We start from the raw sequence: 14,812 nt of genomic DNA on the forward strand, positions 1-14,812 counted from the left end.
AGTTTGCATTTGGGTGGCGGAGCGGGAGGGATTCGAACCCTCGATACGCTTTTGACGTATACTCACTTTCCAGGCGAGCGCCTTCGACCACTCGGCCACCGCTCCGCATACCAGGAAGGGGCGTGCCCTAGCGCCTGCGTTGGGGCTAGGCAAGCCGCCTGGGCCGTGGCACCTTTCGTGCCATGCTCAAGCCCCTGTTCGCGCTGCTCGCGCTCGCCGCCTCGGTTCCCCTAACCGCGCAGACCCAAAGCGCGCCTTCGCCTGCCGATCCGATCGAAAGCGACTGGCACGATATTCCCGACAACGAGATCATGGTGATTACGTTGCAGGATGGGCGCCAGGCCTTCATCCGCCTCGCCGCGCGCTTCTCGCCGGCGCATGTCGCCAATATCCGCAAGCTCACCGAAGCGCGCTGGTGGGACGGCGAGAGCATCTATCGCGTCCAGGAGAATTGGGTCGCGCAATGGGGCGACGCGACCGAGAAGAAGCCGCTGCCGCCCGAGATTCTGGCGCGCCCGGCCGCCGAGTTCGAGATCGGCAGTTTCGCACCCGCGCAGCGCCTGTCGAAGCCGGACGGCTATTCGGCGGCATCGGGCGTCACCGCCGATGGCTGGCCGATCGCGAGCGACGGCAAGACCGGCTGGCTCACCCATTGCTACGGCTCGGTCGGCGTCGCGCGCGACCAGTTGCCCGATACCGGCACCGGCGCCGAGCTGTTCACGCCGATCGGCCAGTCGGCGCGGCGGCTCGACCGCAACTACACGGTGGTCGGCCGCGTGATCGAGGGGATGGCCTATTTCTCCGCGCTCCCGCGCAGCAGCGCGGCGATGGGCGTCTACAAGGAAGCGGCGGAGCGGACCGGCATCGCCTCGGTGCGGCTCGCCAGCCAGCTCCCCGAGGACGAGCGGCCGCGCTTCCAGTATCGCGCGACCGACAATGCCCGCTATGCCGCGCTGATCCAGCAGCGCGAGCAGCCTGCGGCGCCTACCGTGGCGACGGGTGCCGAAGTATGCGACCTGCCCGTGGCGGTGCGCCGCCGGCCCTGAGCCTTATTTCCCGACCCACTCCGCCACTTCGGCGGCGACGTGGTTGGCGGCCTGATTGAGCGCCGGGCCGACATTCTCCGAATCGATCCTGGGCACCGCCACGCGCGCCTCGAACCGGCGCTTCTCGAAGACCGGATCGGTGCCGCGCAGCAGCGCCGCGTCATAGGTGACCACTGCTTCGTGCGTCTCTGCGTCGATCCCGAAGGCGCGGAGCTCGCCGCTGAGCTGGGCGCCGGGGTCCATCCGCGACTGGCGATAGCTCAGCACCACCCGGCCGGTCTGCGCTGTGATCGTGTCGGTGAGCAGGCGCGCGAAGAGCCGCGAAGGCGGCTCGACCCATTGGGCATCCTTCACATAGGCGATCGCGGTCCCGCCCGATCGCACCGGCACGCGATTGCTCGACAGCTCCTGCGATATGGCGGGCACGCCGATGGTGATCGTGCCCGAGGCGCTCGATTTCTGCGTCTCGCCCACCGGCAGCGCGGCCGCGGAGGTGAGCGTCAGCAGCGAGGCCGGCGGCTTGGCGCTGAGCGAGATGCAGCCGGCGAGGGGCGCGGCCAGCAGCACGGCCAGGATCGATATGCGATTGTTCATCCGGGGCCTCACTTCTTGGCTTTATAGTCGGGCAGCTTGGGCGCGCCGATCAGGCTGGAGGCGCCGCCCGTATCGAGCTTCTGCGCGACCGAGGTGAGCGACAGCGCCATCTCGCGCAGATCCTGGACGAGCTGGCCGACTTCGGGGACGGTCTTGCTCGAAAAGGCCTGGAGGCCCGGCCGCGCGTCGCCGATCGTCGCGTCGAGCGTCTCCATGCTCTTCTTCGCCGCCGAGATCGTCTGGTTGAGATTGGCGATGGTCGGCTTGACGTTGTCGGAAAGCACGCCATTCGTGGTCTGGGCGAGGTCGCCGATCTGCTGCGCGGCGGTGCCCGCCTTCTCGATTGCGTCGCGGGTCTCGGCCAGCGTCGCGGCGATTTCCGGCCCGCGATCCGCCAGCGACTTGGTCAGGCGGTTGGTGTTCGCCAGGATGCCGGCGATCGAGGTCTGGTTCTTGTCGTTGAGCAGGTCGGACAGGCGCTCCGTGAGCGTCGAGATGCGCTCGAGCAGCCGCGGCGCCGAGCTGAGCAGCGCGCCCAGGCCGCCCTGCTTGGTGGGGATCACCGGCACGCCCAGCGGGCAGGCGGCGCGCGGATGCTCGACCGGGCAGGCGATCGGCGGCGCGCCCTTCACCGCGCCGTCGAGCTGGACGGTGCTGGGGCCGGTGAAGCTGCCCTGGATCGATGCGGTGGTGCCCTCCAGGATCGGCACGTCGGGCTTCACGCTGACGCGCACCCGCACCAGGCTGGGATCGGGCTTCCAGAACTGGATGTCCTTCACCTGGCCCGAGGGCACGCCCGAGAAGCTGACCGAGGAGCCGGGATTGAGCCCGTCGACCGATTGCTTGAAGAAGATGTCGTATTCGCGCTCGTTGCCGCCGCCCAGCCGGGCCAGCCAGACGATGAACAGCGCCAGCACGGCGAGCAGGATCAGCACGACGGCACCGACCAGCACATGATTCGATCGCGTTTCCATCAGCCCCTCATGTCCTATTTGCGCTTTCCGCATTTTCCGAGTCGCCAGGCGGTTCCGCCTGACTGGAAGATGCCTGGGCTTCCTGCCGTTCGGCGCTGGCGGTCGCGGCACGGCCGCGCGGCCCTCTGAAATATTCCTGGATCCACGGGTGATCCAACGCGAGCAGCTCGTCGATGGTGCCGACCGCGATCACCTTCCTGTCGGCGAGCACGGCGACGCGGTCGCAGATCGCGTAGAGCGTGTCGAGATCATGGGTGATCAGGAACACGGTGAGCCCCAGCGTCTTCTGCATGGCAGCGGTCAACTCGTCGAACGCGGCGGCGCCGATCGGATCGAGGCCGGCGGTCGGTTCGTCGAGGAACAGCAGCTCGGGATCGAGCGCCAGCGCGCGCGCCAGCCCGGCGCGCTTGCGCATGCCGCCCGATAGCTCGGCGGGGAATTTGGGCGCAGCATCGGGCGGCAGGCCGGTCATCACCACCTTGTAGGCGGCGATCTCCTCCAGCAGCGCCTGGTCGAGCGCGGGATAGAATTCCTTGAGCGGGACCTGGACGTTCTCCGACACGGTCAGCGTGGAGAAGAGCGCGCCGCCCTGGAACAGCACGCCCCAGCGCTTGCGGATCTCGATCGCCTCGGTCTCCTCGCGGCCGATATTCGGCTCGCCGAACACCTCGATGCTGCCGGCGAGCGGCATCTGGAGCCCGATGATCGATCGCATCAGCACCGATTTGCCGGTGCCCGATCCGCCGACCACGCCCAATATCTCGCCGCGGCGCACGTCGAGGTCGAGGTCCTCATGGACGATCTGGTCGCCAAAGGCGTTCTTGAGGCCCCGGACGCAGATGACGGTCTCGCCCGTGTCGCGCGGCGCCATCATATCCATCCGATGTTGCTGAAGAACACGGCGAAGAAGGCGTCGAGCACGATCACCAGGAAGATCGCCTGGACCACGGCGGTGGTGGTGCGGTGGCCGACCTGCTCGGCATCGCCCTCCACCTGCATGCCCTGGAAGCAGCCGGCGATCGCGATGATCGCGCCGAACACCGGCGCCTTGATGAGGCCGACCCACAGGTCCGCGAGCGGCACGACCTCGCGGATGCGCTGAATGAAGGTGACCGGGGGGATGCCGAGCGACACCCAGCAGAGCAGCCCGCCGCCGAAGATCGCGACCAGCGAGGCATAGAAGCCGAGCAAAGGCATCATCAGCACCACCGCCAGCGTGCGCGGCACGACCAGGGCCTCCATCGGCGACACGCCGATCGTGCGCATCGCGTCGATCTCCTCGGTGAGCTTCATCGTGCCGATCTGCGCGGCGAAGGCCGATCCGGAGCGGCCGGCGACCATGATCGCGGTCATCAGCACGCCGAGCTCGCGCAGGGTGATGCGGCCGACCAGGTTGATCGTATAGACCTCCGCGCCGAACTGGCGGAGCTGCACTGCGCCCTGCTGCGCGATGACGACGCCGATCAGGAAGCTCATCAGCCCGATGATGGCGAGCGCGGACACGCCGACCACTTCGAAACGATGGACGGTGGCGTTGAAGCGGAAGCGGCGCGGATGCCGGGCGACGTTCCAGAAGGCGACCACCGTCGCGCCCATGAAGCCCAGCAGGCCGTAGAGCGTCTGCCCCGCGACGACGACGGCGCTGCCCACCTCGCTCAGCATCCGCGTGAAGGGATCGGCGAGCCGCGGCGGGAGCTCGATCGGATGCTCGGCGCCGGCGACCTGATCGAGCAGGTGCTGCTCATCGGCGTCCAGCCCCTCGATTCGGGCGCCGCGCTCGCGGGCGAAGCGGTGGATCACCCAGGCGCCGACCGTGTCCATCCGATCGACATCGCTCAGGTCGATCCGGGCGATTGCGCCGTCCACCTGCTCCAGCCGCTGGGGCAGGTCGCCGATGCAGGCGAGCGACAGGCTGCCGGTGAAGCGGAGCACTGCCTCGCCGCCGGTATCGCTGCGCTCGAATTCGGTCCGTGCCTTCATCGCGGCCACCTTTCCGCGATTTGGGGTGGAACGGCAAGGAGCGGCGCGTCTAGATGCATCAATGCAGCACCTTGCGATCTACGACATGGACAAGACGATCACCGCCCAGCCGACCTGGACGCGGTTCCTGATCCACGCGGCGCGGATGCGCAGCCCGTGGCGCCTGGCGCTGCTGCCGGCAGTGAGCGTGGTCGCTTTGGGCTATCTGCTCAAGCTTACCGACCGCGCCGGGCTGAAGCGGATTTCGCAGCGGCTGATGATCGGCGCGGCGCTGGCGCCGGAGGAAATGGGGCGCGTCGCCGAAGCCTTTGCCGATATCGAGCTGGAGACCGGCGTGCTCCACGGTGCCCGCGCGCGGATCGAGGCGGACCGCGCCGCCGGCTACCGGCTGGTGATGGCCACGGCCTCGCACCGCTATTACGCGGCTGCGATCGCGCATCGGCTGGGATTCGATGTGGTCATCGCCACCAATGCGAAGCGTGATGCCCAAGGCCATATTCTCTCCGGACTGGAAGGCGAGAACTGTTACGGACCCGCAAAGCTCCGCATGATCGAAAATTGGATGGCAGGCCAGGGGCTTGTGCGCGGCGACCTGCATGTGCGCGCTTATTCGGACCATGTATCGGATGCGCCGCTGCTCGAATGGGCGGACGAACCCTTCGCGGTCAACGCGCATGGCCCGCTTGCGGCGCTGGCGGTGGAGAGAGGCTGGCCGTTGCTCGATTGGCGCTGAGCGGCCGCGTGGAGGTTCAAAGCAGTGTGTCGACGGCGTGGATCGCCACGCCGACCAGCCCGCCGACCACGGTGCCGTTGATCCGGATATATTGCAGGTCGCGGCCCACGGCATTTTCCAGCCGGCCGGTCACGGTGCGCGCGTCCCAGCCGCGGATCGTGTCGGAGACCAGCCGGACGATACCGTCGCCATAATCGGATGCGGCGCCGACGGCGGTGCGGCGGGCGAAGCGGTTGATCGTGTCGGCCAGCTTCTTGTCGGTCTGGAGCGTCTCGCCGAACTGGCGCAGCGCCTCGCCCATCCGGCCGCCCAGCGCCCGCTCGGGATCGCGGGCGAGGCGCAGCAGCGCGGTGCGGCTCTGCTCCCACAGCCCGTCGATCCAGCGCTGGAAAGCCTGGTTCTCCAGCATCTCGGCCTTGAACGCCTCGACCTTCTCGCGCAGCTCGGGCTTTTCCTGGAGATCGTGCGCCAGCCGCTCCAGCCCTTCTTCGGCCTTGGCGCGCAGCGGATGGGTGGGATCGTCGGCCATCTCGGCGATCAGCTTGTGCAGCCCGTCGATGATCTTGTTGGCGACCGTCTCGTCGAGCCCCGTCCAGCGCATCACCGCACCCGATCGGGCATGGACCATCTCGCGAATCAGATGCTCGTTCGCCTCCAGCACCCGCGCGGCCCAGCGGATCATGCCTTCGAGCAGCGGCAGATGACGGTCATTGGCGATGGCGGCGGCCAGGGCCCGGCCGAACAGCGGCGCAACGTCGATCGCGCGCAGCCGGGCCGCGATGGCGCCCTTGGCCATGGCGCCCAGCCGTTCCTGATCGAGCGATTCGAGCAGGTCGGCCGCCAGCCGCGAGGCGCCGGCGCCGATCCGGCCGTTGCCGTGCTGCGGATTGGCGAGCCAGCGCCCCGCCGCGCCCGCCAGATCGAGCCGCTGCATCCGCCGCGCGACGACCTTGGGAATCAGGAAATTGTCGCGCAGGAACTGGGCGAGCGTGGCGGCGATGCGATCCTTGTTGCGCGGAATGATCGCAGTGTGCGGGATCGGCAGGTGCAGCGGGTGGCGGAACAGCGCGGTCACCGCGAACCAGTCGGCCAGCCCGCCGACCATCGCCGCCTCGGCAAAGGCGCGGACGAACGGGATCGCGGGGTGCGCATCCTGGAATTGCCGTGCGACCAGGAACACGGCTGCCATCAGCACCAGCAACCCGGTGGCGACGAGCCGCATGCGGCGCAGGCCGGAGGGTATTGTCTCGATGGTGCGGGGAATGGGCCGGGTCATGCGGATGCAACGCTGCTGGGCGGCGACGGCTCCGCGCCCGCCTGGCGGAAAAAGGAAAGGAGGGGCCGATGCCTTTTCAGCACCGCCCCTCCATGCCTGTCCCCAACACCGTCCGCAAGCGGAGAGGGGGTTACTCCGCGGGTTGCGGCAGGTTGCCGTCGCCGGGCTTGTGGTCGATCGCGCCGCCGCCGTGCACCGGGCCGATCACATGGCTGCCGTCGTCGCCGGGGCGATAGGTGAGCAGATGCCGGCCGAGCCGCGGCCCGAGCCACTGCTCCAGGCCTACCGCCAGGCTGAACAGCGCCGGGACGATCACCAGCGTCAGCACCGTCGAGAGCATCAGGCCGCCGATCACGACCACGCCCATCGGCGCGCGCCATGAGGAGTCGCCGTTCAGCGAGAGCGCGGTCGGCACCATGCCCGCCACCATGGCGATGGTGGTCATCACGATCGGCTGGGCGCGCTTGTGCCCGGCATCGATGATCGCGGTGACCTTGGGCACGCCCTTGTACATCTCCTCCAGCGCGAAATCGACGAGCAGGATCGAGTTCTTGGCGACGATGCCGAACAGCATCAGGATGCCGATATAGACCGGCAGCGACAGCGGCATGCCGAGGAACAGCAGCGCGATGAGACCGCCCAGCGGCGCGTTGAGCAGCGAGCCCATGTTGACCAGCGGCGACATGAAGCGGCGATAGAGCAGCACCAGCACCGCGAAGACCAGGAACACGCCCGATGCCAGCGCGACCATGAAGTTGGCGATCATCTCGCCCTGCCACTTGGCTTGGCCGACGGTCATCTCGTTCACGCCCACGGGCAGGTTCTTCATGATCGGGAGATTGTGGATCTCCTTCATCACGTCGCCCGAGACATAGGGCTTGCCGGTCCTCGGATCCATCGCCAGGTCGGCGCCCACCACCAGGCGGCGCTGGAGGTTGAGCCGCTCGATCTTGGTCGGCCCCGCGCCGAAGCCGATGTCCGCCACCACCGACAGCGGCACCGATTCGCCGGACTCGGTCTGCACCCGCATGTTCTGGATCGTCGCCAGCTTGGCGCGGGCATCCTCCTGGAGCGCGACGCGGATCGGGATCTGGCGGTCGCTCAAGGAGAATTTCGCGCTGTTCTGCTCGATATCGCCCAAGGTCGCGACGCGGATCGCGTTGGAGAGCGCTGCCGTGGTGACGCCCAGATCGGCAGCCAGATCGAGCCGCGGCGTGATGACGATCTCGGGCCGCTGGAGGTCACCGGAGATGCGCGGCGCGACCGCCGATTTCAGCCCCTCCATCTGCTTGACGAGCTGGAGCGCGGTATCGGTGAGCAGCTTGGGATCCTCGCCGCCCAGGGTGATCGTCAGGTCGCGGCCCGACGAGCCCCAGCCGAACTGCGAGCGGAAGGTGACGCGCGCATCGGGAATCGCCAGCAGCTTCGGCGCCAGGCGCTTCTCGAACGCGGTGCTCTTCTCGTCGCGCTTTTCCTTGAACTGCGCGGTCACGCGGCCATTGCCGACGAACGCGCGCTCATAGGTATGGTCGACGACCGGCTCGCCCTGGAGGATGCCGGCGACTTGGTGCACCACCCGCTCGGTCTGCTCCAGCGTGGTGCCGGGCACCATCTCGATATTGGCGACGACGCTGTCCTGGTCCTGCGCGGGCTGGAAGGTCTGCGGCATCGTCGCGAACAGGAAGATCGTCGCGCCCAGCGATACCGAATAGGCGAGCACGGCCGCCCAGCGATGCGTCAGCGTCCAGCGCAGCAGCTTCACATAGGCGTCCATGATCGGGCCTTCGCCGTGCGAGGCATGGCCCTTCGCCTTCAGGAAATAGGCGGCGATCATCGGCGTCAGCATGCGGGCGACCGCCAGCGACATCAGCACCGCGGCGACGACGGTAAGGCCGAAATTCTTGAAGAACTGGCCGGAGATGCCGGGCATCAGGCCGACGGGCAGGAACACCGCGACGATCGACATGGTGGTGGCGAGCACCGCGACGCCGATCTCGTCGGCGGCGTCGATCGCCGCCTGATAGGCCGATTTGCCCATGCGCATGTGGCGGACGATGTTCTCGATCTCCACGATCGCATCGTCCACCAGCACGCCCGCCACCAGGCTCAGCGCCAGCAGCGTCATCTGGTTGAGCGTGAAGCCCAGCATGTCCATGAACCAGAAGCTGGGGATCGCCGAGAGCGGGATGGCGAGCGCCGAGATCGCCGTCGCGCGCCAGTCGCGCAGGAAGATGAACACGACGATGACGGCGAGCACCGCGCCCTCGATCATCGCCTCCATCGCGGTGGCGTATTGCTCCTCGGCGTACTTGCTGTTGTTCTCGAGCAGCTTGAACTGGACCTTGGGATTGGTCTTTTCGAGCTGGCGGAGCTTCTTGTCCGCCTCGTGATAGATGGTGACGTCCGATGCGCCCTTGGCGCGCTGGATGTCGAACGAGATCACCGGATGGTTGTCGTATCGCGCCAGGCTGCGCAGCTCGGCATAGCCGTCCTTGACGACGGCGATGTCGGCCAGCCGCACGGTGCGGCCCGCGCCGGTCGAGATCTGGGTCTGGCCGAGCGCATAGGCGTTCTTGGCGTTGCCGATGACGCGGACCGACTGCTCATAGCCGGAGATTTCGGCGCGGCCGCCCGCGGCGTTCAGGTTCACCTGGCGGAGCTGGTTGTTCACCTGGCTCGCGGTGAGGCCGAAGCTTTGGAGCTTGGTGGGATCGAGCACGACGCTGATCTCGCGATCGACGCCGCCGTTGCGGCTGACCGCCGACATGCCGGAGATCGACAGCAGCTCCTTCGAGACCGTGTTGTCGATATACCAGCTCAGATCCTCCACGGTCATGTCGGTCGCGACCGCGGTGAAGCTGGCGATGTCGTTGTCGCTCGCGGTGTCGACGCGGCCGACCTGCGGCTCGAGGATGCCGTCGGGCAGATTGCCGCGGATCTGTTGGATCGCGCTGCGCACGTCCTCCACGGCGCGGTCGATCGGCGTACCGATGGCGAGCTGCACCACCGTCTGCGTATTGCCCTCGGTCACCGTCGAATTGATCTCGTCGATGCCCTGGAGGCTGCGCACCGCTGCCTCGACCTTCTGGGTGATCTGCGTCTCCAGCTCGCTCGGCGCGGCGCCGGGCTGGCTGATCGAAACCCAGACGATCGGGAAATCGATGTCCGGATCGTTGTTGATGTCCATCCGCGCGAAGCTGACCAATCCCGCGATCGTCAGGAACAGGAAGAAGACGATCGGCGGAACCGGATTGCGGATCGCCCAGGCCGAGATGTTCCGGAAGCTCATGGCAGCGCCCTTATTTCTTCAACGGATTCGGAATGACCTTCTGGCCGGGATTGAGGAAGGCACCCGCCGTCTGCACCACCCGCTCGTTGCCGCTCAGGCCGCTGGTGATCGACACGCCCGCTTCCGAGACCTCGCCGGTGGTCACGTTGCGGCGCACCGCCTCATTCTTCTCGTTGAGGATATAGACGTAGTTGCCTTGCGGATCGCTCTGCACCGCCGATTGCGGCAGCGTGACCCCGGCCAGCGTCCCGGCCAGGATGCGTGCGCTGGCGAAGCCGCCCGGGCGCAGCGCCGGATTGTAGGAGAGCGCGATCCGGGCGATGCCCTGGCGCGTGTTCGGATCGATCACCGGCGAGACCTGCCAGATCTGGCCGCGGAAGACCTGGCTGGTGCCGACCGGAGTCACTTCGGCGCCGTCGCCGACATGGAGTTTCTGGATGTCGCCCTCGGCGAGCTGGGTGCGCAGCTCCATCTGGCCGTTCATCGCCATGCGGAACAGCACGCCTGAGCCGGACGAGACGATCTGGCCGGGCTCGACCTGGCGCGAGAGCACCAGCCCGGCCTCGGGCGCGCGGATGTCGAGCCGGTGGTTGCGCGCCTGGGTCTCGGCGAGCGTCGCCTTGGCGACGCGGACGCGGGCCAGGGCCTGGTCTCGCGTGGCGGTCTTCTGGTCGATATCGGCGCGCGAGACGAAGCCGCCGGCGACAAGACCCTGGGCGCGATCGAGATTGGCCTGGGCGAGCTTGGCATCGGCCTCCGCGACGCGAATCTGCGCGGCGAGCGACTCGGCGGTCTGCACCTGCACCGAGCGATCGACGGTGGCGAGCACCTGGCCCTTCTCCGCCCAGCTTCCCGCATCCACCAGCACGCGCGTCACCACGCCGCCCTCGCCCGCGACGCCCACCGGCATCTCGCGGCGCGCGGCAAGGCTGCCGGTGCCGGTGACGACCGTCTGGACCGTCTGGCGGCCGGGCACCGAGATGGTGACGGTCGGGATCTGGGTCTGGGACTGACCCTGCGCCGCTGCGGTCTTCGCCCCGTCGCTCTTGCCCATCAGGAAGAATGCCGCCACGCCGACCACGATCACCACCGCGAGCGCGATCCATATCCAGCGACGGCTGCCCCGCGCGGTTTCGTCCCCGGCGAACTCCAGCCGCTCCTGCCGTCCCAACATCTTTGCCTCATAGTTCATGTGCGACAATTCCGATCCGGCCGCGATATTCGCTGCCCCCAAGGTCGCACTGTATTATCTGAATAAGGCACCGACTACAAGAGCCGTTTCCCCCGCGGCGGCCAGATGCCCGTTTCGCATATGTTTCGCAAGCATGTGTGCTTGTTGTCCCTAAGAAACGGTTTGCAATGGCGGGCGCATCGCGCAAGTTCTCGCACAGGTTCCGCCAGGGAGCCGTAACAGGAGATGAACGATGCCCAACGGGCTGCTCGGATGGCTGTTGATCGGTCTCGTGGCCGGCGCGCTCGGCAAGCTTATCATGCCGGGAAAGGATCCGGGTGGGATCATCGTCACGATTCTGCTCGGCATCGCCGGGGCGCTGGTGGCGCGCTTCCTCGCGCCGCTTATCGGCATCAATATCGTCGACAGCACATGGCAGGCCTATGCCGCGGCGACGGTCGGCGCGGTGGTGCTGCTCGCGCTCTATCGCCTGGTGATCGCGCGGCGAACCTGACGCTGCGCTGACCGGGGCGTTCATGTCGCATTTGCCCGGCGTCCGGCATGGCGCCGGCAGGACAAGCATGTTCGGGAGAAACAGATGATGCGAACCTTATTGCCGGCCACGCTGGCGGCGCTGACGCTTTCGGTGGTGCCCGCCCTGGCGCAGGATGCGCGCCCGGCCTTCGCGCCGCTCGACGGCACGATCCTCGACATATCGGCGACGGGCACGACGACGCGCACGCCCGATATCGCATCGATCGAGGCGGGAGTGGTCACCACCGCGCCCACCGCCGCCGCGGCGATGAGCCAGAATGCGGAGCGGATGCGCGCCGTGCTGGCCGCGCTGCGCAAGGCGGGCGTCGCCGAGCGCGACATCCAGACCTCGGCGATCTCGCTCAGCCCGCAATATCGCTATGTCCAGAACGAGGCGCCGGTGGTCACCGGCTATCAGGCGTCGAACCAGGTCACGATCCGCTTCCGCGACGTGGCGAAGAGCGGGCCGGTGCTTGATCTGCTCGTGCAGCAGGGCGCGAACAACATCTCCGGCCCGACGCTGACGATCGACAAGCCCGAAGCGGCGATGGACGAGGCGCGGCGCGATGCCGTCGCCAAGGCCAAGGCGCGCGCGACGCTCTATGCCGAGACGGCCGGCCTGCATGTCGATCGGATATTGTCGATCTCCGAAGGCGACGCGGCGCCCTTGCCCCCGCGGCCGATCGTGATGCGTCGCATGGTGGCGGACAAGGCGGAGAGTGAAGTCGTGCCCGGCGAGCAGCAGGTGAACGCCACGATCACGGTGCGCTTCCTGCTCAAATGACGTGAAAAAGGGGCCGCCCCGCCATGGGGCAGCCCCTTTTGTCGTTGAACCCGCGTTCCCTAGCGGACGGCGCCGCGCCGGACGAGGTTGACGATCGCCAGCAGGATGATCGCGCCCACCAGCGACACCAGGAAGGTCGTCGGGGTGATGACGCCGCTGTTGATGTTGCCGCCGAACAGCAGCCCGCCGATGAACGCGCCGACGATGCCGACGATGATATTGAGGAAGATGCCCTGTTGGGCGTCGGTACGCATCACAATGCTCGCCAGCCAGCCGATCACGCCGCCGATGACGAGCCAAACGATCAGACTCACCATTTTTCCGTCCTCCGTGCTAGCCCGGCCAACCGGGCAGACGATGGACTAATCCGCGCCGCTCATATTGGTTCCGTACCGAAATTTCGATGCGAAGGCGGAACTTTCGCGCGGCTCGGCCACGCGGGCGGAAACGCGCGCGGCCCGCCCTCCGCCCCTGCGGAGAGCGGGCCGCGACGGACCCTCGATGCGGGAGGCGATCAGTATTTCTGCTGGCGCTCGTAGAGCGAGCGATAATGCTGGATGCGCGTCACGCGCAGACCCGGCATGCCCGATCGATCGATCGCGCGCTGCCAGCTCGCGAATTCCTCGACGGTGAGGTTGTAGCGTTCGCAGACCTCGTCCACGCTCAGCAGTCCGCCGTTGACCGCAGCCACGACTTCCGCCTTGCGCCGGACCACCCAGCGGGTGGTTTCGGGCGGGGGCAGGGTTTCCAGGGTCAGCGGCTCGCCGAGCGGACCGATGACCTTTGCGGGGCGGATCTTCTGGTTCTCAATCATCTACAACCTCATTGGGGCGGGGGGTCCCCGGTTACTCAAACTCTGAAACGACCAATAAACCAACCATTTGAACATCGGCTAAAATGGCACGGTAAACAGTCGGTTCATTCATCTTTCCATCGCGTTAGCGCTTGCGCGCCGTTGCGGTGGAAGGCGCCGTGCGCAGGCGCCAGCAACGATTCGGCCGGAACCGGATACGAGATCCGGGCCTGGATACGCGCCGTGGGACTCGCGGCCTGGCGGGCGGCGATGCCCACCAGCAGCACCGCCAGACGGGTCGGCATGGCGGTGACCGCCACATCGCGTTCCAGTCTGGCAAAGCTCAAATCCACGTCCGCGCACCTGTTCGTCTCTGAGGCGGACCACTCTTAGCCAAGAGACCTGAAGGCACGGTAAAGACGTCGAAAAGGCGCGCTTAACCTCGGTTCCCGAAATCTTTAGGTGCGGCTCCGGGTGGAACACGGGGGCAGTCGCCCCTATGTGCGAGCGCGATGAACCCCGGAGATTTCCAGTTGAGCGGCCCGATGGCGGGGCGGCGAATCGTCGTCGCGATGTCCGGCGGAGTCGATTCGTCGGTGGTCGCCGCGCTCGCCGCGCGCTCGGGCGCGGAGACGATCGGCGTCACGCTCCAGCTCTACGATCATGGCGAGGCGGTGGGCCGCGCCGGCTCGTGCTGCGCGGGCCGCGACATCCGCGATGCGCGCGCGGTGTGCGATCGGCTGGGCATCGCGCATTACGTCTTCGATCATGCCAGCAGCTTCCGCGAGACCGTGATCGACGATTTCGCCGACGAATATATGGCCGGCCGCACGCCGATCCCCTGCGTGAAGTGCAACATGGGGCCGAAGTTCACCGATCTCTTCGCGCTCGCGCGCGACCTGGGCGCCGATTGCCTGGCGACCGGCCATTATGTCCGCCGGGTCGAGGGCGCCGAAGGGCCGGAGCTCCACCGCGCCTTCGATCCCGCGCGCGACCAGAGCTATTTCCTGTTCGCGACCACCGCGGCGCAACTCGATTTCCTGCGCTTCCCGCTGGGCGGCATGCCCAAGCCGGACGTGCGCGCGCTTGCCGCCGAGCTGGGCCTGGGCGTGGCCGGCAAGCCCGACAGCCAGGACATCTGCTTCGTCCCCGACGGCGATTATGCTGCGCTGGTCAAGAAGCTGCGTCCCGAGGCCGAGGCGGGCGGCGACATCGTCGACGAGAGCGGGCGCAAGCTGGGTGAGCACAGGGGGCTGATCCACTTCACCGTCGGCCAGCGCCGCGGTCTGGAGATCGGCGGCAGCCCCGAGCCGCTCTATGTCCTGCGCCTCGATCCTGCGACTCGCGCCGTCGTGGTGGGTCCGAAGCGTGCGCTAGCGGTGCGCGCCGCGCGGATCGAGAACGTCAACTGGCTCGCCGGCGACCATGCGGGGCCGATGAGCGCCAAGGTCCGCTCGCTCGCCAAGCCGGTGCCCGCGCGCAGGGAAGGCGACCGCGTTATATTCGAGACGCCCGAATATGGCGTGGCACCGGGCCAGGCGGCGGTGCTCTATGCCGGCGACCGCGTGCTCGGCGGCGGCTGGATCGCCGAGACCGAGCGGGCGGAACTCCAGCCCGCATAGGTAACCGTCATCTCGC

15 protein-coding genes and 1 tRNA gene are annotated in these 14,812 nt (G+C 67.6%); 5 read left to right on the forward strand and 11 right to left on the reverse strand.

Annotation, left to right across the window (positions count from 1 at the left end; all coding sequences use genetic code 11):
- Nucleotides 1-14: 14 nt before the first annotated feature.
- Nucleotides 15-105 (reverse strand) — tRNA-Ser (locus HB724_RS13700).
- A gap of 77 nt (nt 106-182) precedes the next feature.
- Between HB724_RS13700 and HB724_RS13705 the strand changes: the two genes are divergently transcribed.
- Nucleotides 183-1,046, forward strand: a complete 864-nt coding sequence (locus HB724_RS13705) for a peptidylprolyl isomerase (RefSeq protein ID WP_213981504.1) — start codon at nt 183-185, stop codon at nt 1,044-1,046.
- Between the two features lie 3 nt (nt 1,047-1,049).
- Here HB724_RS13705 and HB724_RS13710 read toward each other — a convergent pair whose 3' ends face one another.
- The 4 genes from HB724_RS13710 to HB724_RS13725 are packed head-to-tail and all read right to left on the reverse strand — an operon-like array spanning nt 1,050 to nt 4,594.
- Nucleotides 1,050-1,640: an ABC-type transport auxiliary lipoprotein family protein gene (locus tag HB724_RS13710; protein ID WP_213981505.1), complete on the reverse strand. Its 591-nt coding sequence runs from the start codon at nt 1,638-1,640 to the stop codon at nt 1,050-1,052.
- A gap of 8 nt (nt 1,641-1,648) precedes the next feature.
- Nucleotides 1,649-2,614 carry an MlaD family protein gene (locus HB724_RS13715; protein WP_213981506.1) on the reverse strand — a complete coding sequence of 322 codons (966 nt, stop codon included), beginning with the start codon at nt 2,612-2,614 and terminating at the stop codon, nt 1,649-1,651.
- A 7-nt stretch (nt 2,615-2,621) separates the two neighbouring features.
- Nucleotides 2,622-3,485 carry an ABC transporter ATP-binding protein gene (locus HB724_RS13720; protein WP_213981507.1) on the reverse strand — a complete coding sequence of 288 codons (864 nt, stop codon included), beginning with the start codon at nt 3,483-3,485 and terminating at the stop codon, nt 2,622-2,624.
- The gene (locus HB724_RS13725) at nt 3,485-4,594 is read right to left on the reverse strand and encodes an ABC transporter permease (protein ID WP_213981508.1); all 1,110 of its coding nucleotides are present in this window, start codon (nt 4,592-4,594) and stop codon (nt 3,485-3,487) included. The genes HB724_RS13720 and HB724_RS13725 overlap by 1 nt, the downstream gene beginning before the upstream one ends.
- A gap of 61 nt (nt 4,595-4,655) precedes the next feature.
- Here HB724_RS13725 and HB724_RS13730 point away from each other — a divergent pair, with 61 nt between their 5' ends.
- The gene (locus HB724_RS13730; RefSeq protein ID WP_213981509.1) at nt 4,656-5,327 is read left to right on the forward strand and encodes an HAD-IB family hydrolase; all 672 of its coding nucleotides are present in this window, start codon (nt 4,656-4,658) and stop codon (nt 5,325-5,327) included.
- A gap of 16 nt (nt 5,328-5,343) precedes the next feature.
- On the opposite strand, the gene HB724_RS13735 is transcribed toward HB724_RS13730, so the two are convergent.
- The 3 genes from HB724_RS13735 to HB724_RS13745 all read right to left on the reverse strand — a co-directional run bounded on the left by HB724_RS13735 (nt 5,344) and on the right by HB724_RS13745 (nt 11,084).
- A complete protein-coding gene (locus HB724_RS13735) occupies nt 5,344-6,603 on the reverse strand; it encodes a DUF445 domain-containing protein (RefSeq protein WP_256731515.1) in 1,260 nt (419 codons plus the stop codon).
- A gap of 130 nt (nt 6,604-6,733) precedes the next feature.
- On the reverse strand, nt 6,734-9,892 hold the full coding sequence (locus HB724_RS13740; protein WP_213981510.1) for an efflux RND transporter permease subunit: 3,159 nt from the start codon (nt 9,890-9,892) through the stop codon (nt 6,734-6,736).
- Nucleotides 9,893-9,902: 10 nt separating this feature from the next.
- Nucleotides 9,903-11,084, reverse strand: a complete 1,182-nt coding sequence (locus HB724_RS13745) for an efflux RND transporter periplasmic adaptor subunit (protein ID WP_213981511.1) — start codon at nt 11,082-11,084, stop codon at nt 9,903-9,905.
- A 232-nt stretch (nt 11,085-11,316) separates the two neighbouring features.
- On the opposite strand from HB724_RS13745, the gene HB724_RS13750 reads away from it, so the two are divergent.
- Both HB724_RS13750 and HB724_RS13755 read left to right on the forward strand, forming a co-directional pair.
- Nucleotides 11,317-11,577, forward strand: a complete 261-nt coding sequence (locus HB724_RS13750; RefSeq protein WP_213981512.1) for a GlsB/YeaQ/YmgE family stress response membrane protein — start codon at nt 11,317-11,319, stop codon at nt 11,575-11,577.
- An 84-nt stretch (nt 11,578-11,661) separates the two neighbouring features.
- Nucleotides 11,662-12,381 (forward strand): SIMPL domain-containing protein, encoded by a 720-nt coding sequence (locus HB724_RS13755; protein WP_213981513.1) that lies wholly within the window; start codon nt 11,662-11,664, stop codon nt 12,379-12,381.
- A 59-nt stretch (nt 12,382-12,440) separates the two neighbouring features.
- Here the strand turns inward: HB724_RS13755 and HB724_RS13760 are convergent, their stop codons facing one another.
- From HB724_RS13760 to HB724_RS13770, 3 genes are all read right to left on the reverse strand, one after another.
- The gene (locus tag HB724_RS13760; RefSeq protein ID WP_213981514.1) at nt 12,441-12,695 is read right to left on the reverse strand and encodes a GlsB/YeaQ/YmgE family stress response membrane protein; all 255 of its coding nucleotides are present in this window, start codon (nt 12,693-12,695) and stop codon (nt 12,441-12,443) included.
- A 200-nt stretch (nt 12,696-12,895) separates the two neighbouring features.
- Nucleotides 12,896-13,195: a DUF1153 domain-containing protein gene (locus HB724_RS13765; protein WP_213981515.1), complete on the reverse strand. Its 300-nt coding sequence runs from the start codon at nt 13,193-13,195 to the stop codon at nt 12,896-12,898.
- 104 nt (nt 13,196-13,299) lie between these two features.
- The gene (locus tag HB724_RS13770; protein ID WP_213981516.1) at nt 13,300-13,527 is read right to left on the reverse strand and encodes a hypothetical protein; all 228 of its coding nucleotides are present in this window, start codon (nt 13,525-13,527) and stop codon (nt 13,300-13,302) included.
- A 159-nt stretch (nt 13,528-13,686) separates the two neighbouring features.
- Between HB724_RS13770 and mnmA the strand changes: the two genes are divergently transcribed.
- Nucleotides 13,687-14,796 carry a tRNA 2-thiouridine(34) synthase MnmA gene (gene mnmA, locus HB724_RS13775; protein ID WP_213981517.1) on the forward strand — a complete coding sequence of 370 codons (1,110 nt, stop codon included), beginning with the start codon at nt 13,687-13,689 and terminating at the stop codon, nt 14,794-14,796.
- Nucleotides 14,797-14,812 lie beyond the last annotated feature (16 nt).

Source organism: Sphingomonas sp. dw_22, assembly GCF_018449795.1.
Taxonomy (GTDB): domain Bacteria; phylum Pseudomonadota; class Alphaproteobacteria; order Sphingomonadales; family Sphingomonadaceae; genus Sphingomonas.

What these genes read in the sequence shown, in the direction of transcription:
- HB724_RS13725 (WP_213981508.1), bottom strand. Translation starts at nt 4,594, where the DNA reads ATGAAGGCACGGACCGAATTCGAGCGCAGCGATACCGGCGGCGAGGCA.
- HB724_RS13720 (WP_213981507.1), bottom strand. Translation starts at nt 3,485, where the DNA reads ATGGCGCCGCGCGACACGGGCGAGACCGTCATCTGCGTCCGGGGCCTC.
- mnmA (WP_213981517.1), top strand. Translation starts at nt 13,687, where the DNA reads ATGAACCCCGGAGATTTCCAGTTGAGCGGCCCGATGGCGGGGCGGCGA.
- HB724_RS13715 (WP_213981506.1), bottom strand. Translation starts at nt 2,614, where the DNA reads ATGGAAACGCGATCGAATCATGTGCTGGTCGGTGCCGTCGTGCTGATC.
- HB724_RS13745 (WP_213981511.1), bottom strand. Translation starts at nt 11,084, where the DNA reads ATGAACTATGAGGCAAAGATGTTGGGACGGCAGGAGCGGCTGGAGTTC.
- HB724_RS13730 (WP_213981509.1), top strand. Translation starts at nt 4,656, where the DNA reads ATGCAGCACCTTGCGATCTACGACATGGACAAGACGATCACCGCCCAG.
- HB724_RS13765 (WP_213981515.1), bottom strand. Translation starts at nt 13,195, where the DNA reads ATGATTGAGAACCAGAAGATCCGCCCCGCAAAGGTCATCGGTCCGCTC.
- HB724_RS13705 (WP_213981504.1), top strand. Translation starts at nt 183, where the DNA reads ATGCTCAAGCCCCTGTTCGCGCTGCTCGCGCTCGCCGCCTCGGTTCCC.
- HB724_RS13735 (WP_256731515.1), bottom strand. Translation starts at nt 6,603, where the DNA reads ATGACCCGGCCCATTCCCCGCACCATCGAGACAATACCCTCCGGCCTG.
- HB724_RS13740 (WP_213981510.1), bottom strand. Translation starts at nt 9,892, where the DNA reads ATGAGCTTCCGGAACATCTCGGCCTGGGCGATCCGCAATCCGGTTCCG.
- HB724_RS13710 (WP_213981505.1), bottom strand. Translation starts at nt 1,640, where the DNA reads ATGAACAATCGCATATCGATCCTGGCCGTGCTGCTGGCCGCGCCCCTC.
- HB724_RS13755 (WP_213981513.1), top strand. Translation starts at nt 11,662, where the DNA reads ATGATGCGAACCTTATTGCCGGCCACGCTGGCGGCGCTGACGCTTTCG.
- HB724_RS13750 (WP_213981512.1), top strand. Translation starts at nt 11,317, where the DNA reads ATGCCCAACGGGCTGCTCGGATGGCTGTTGATCGGTCTCGTGGCCGGC.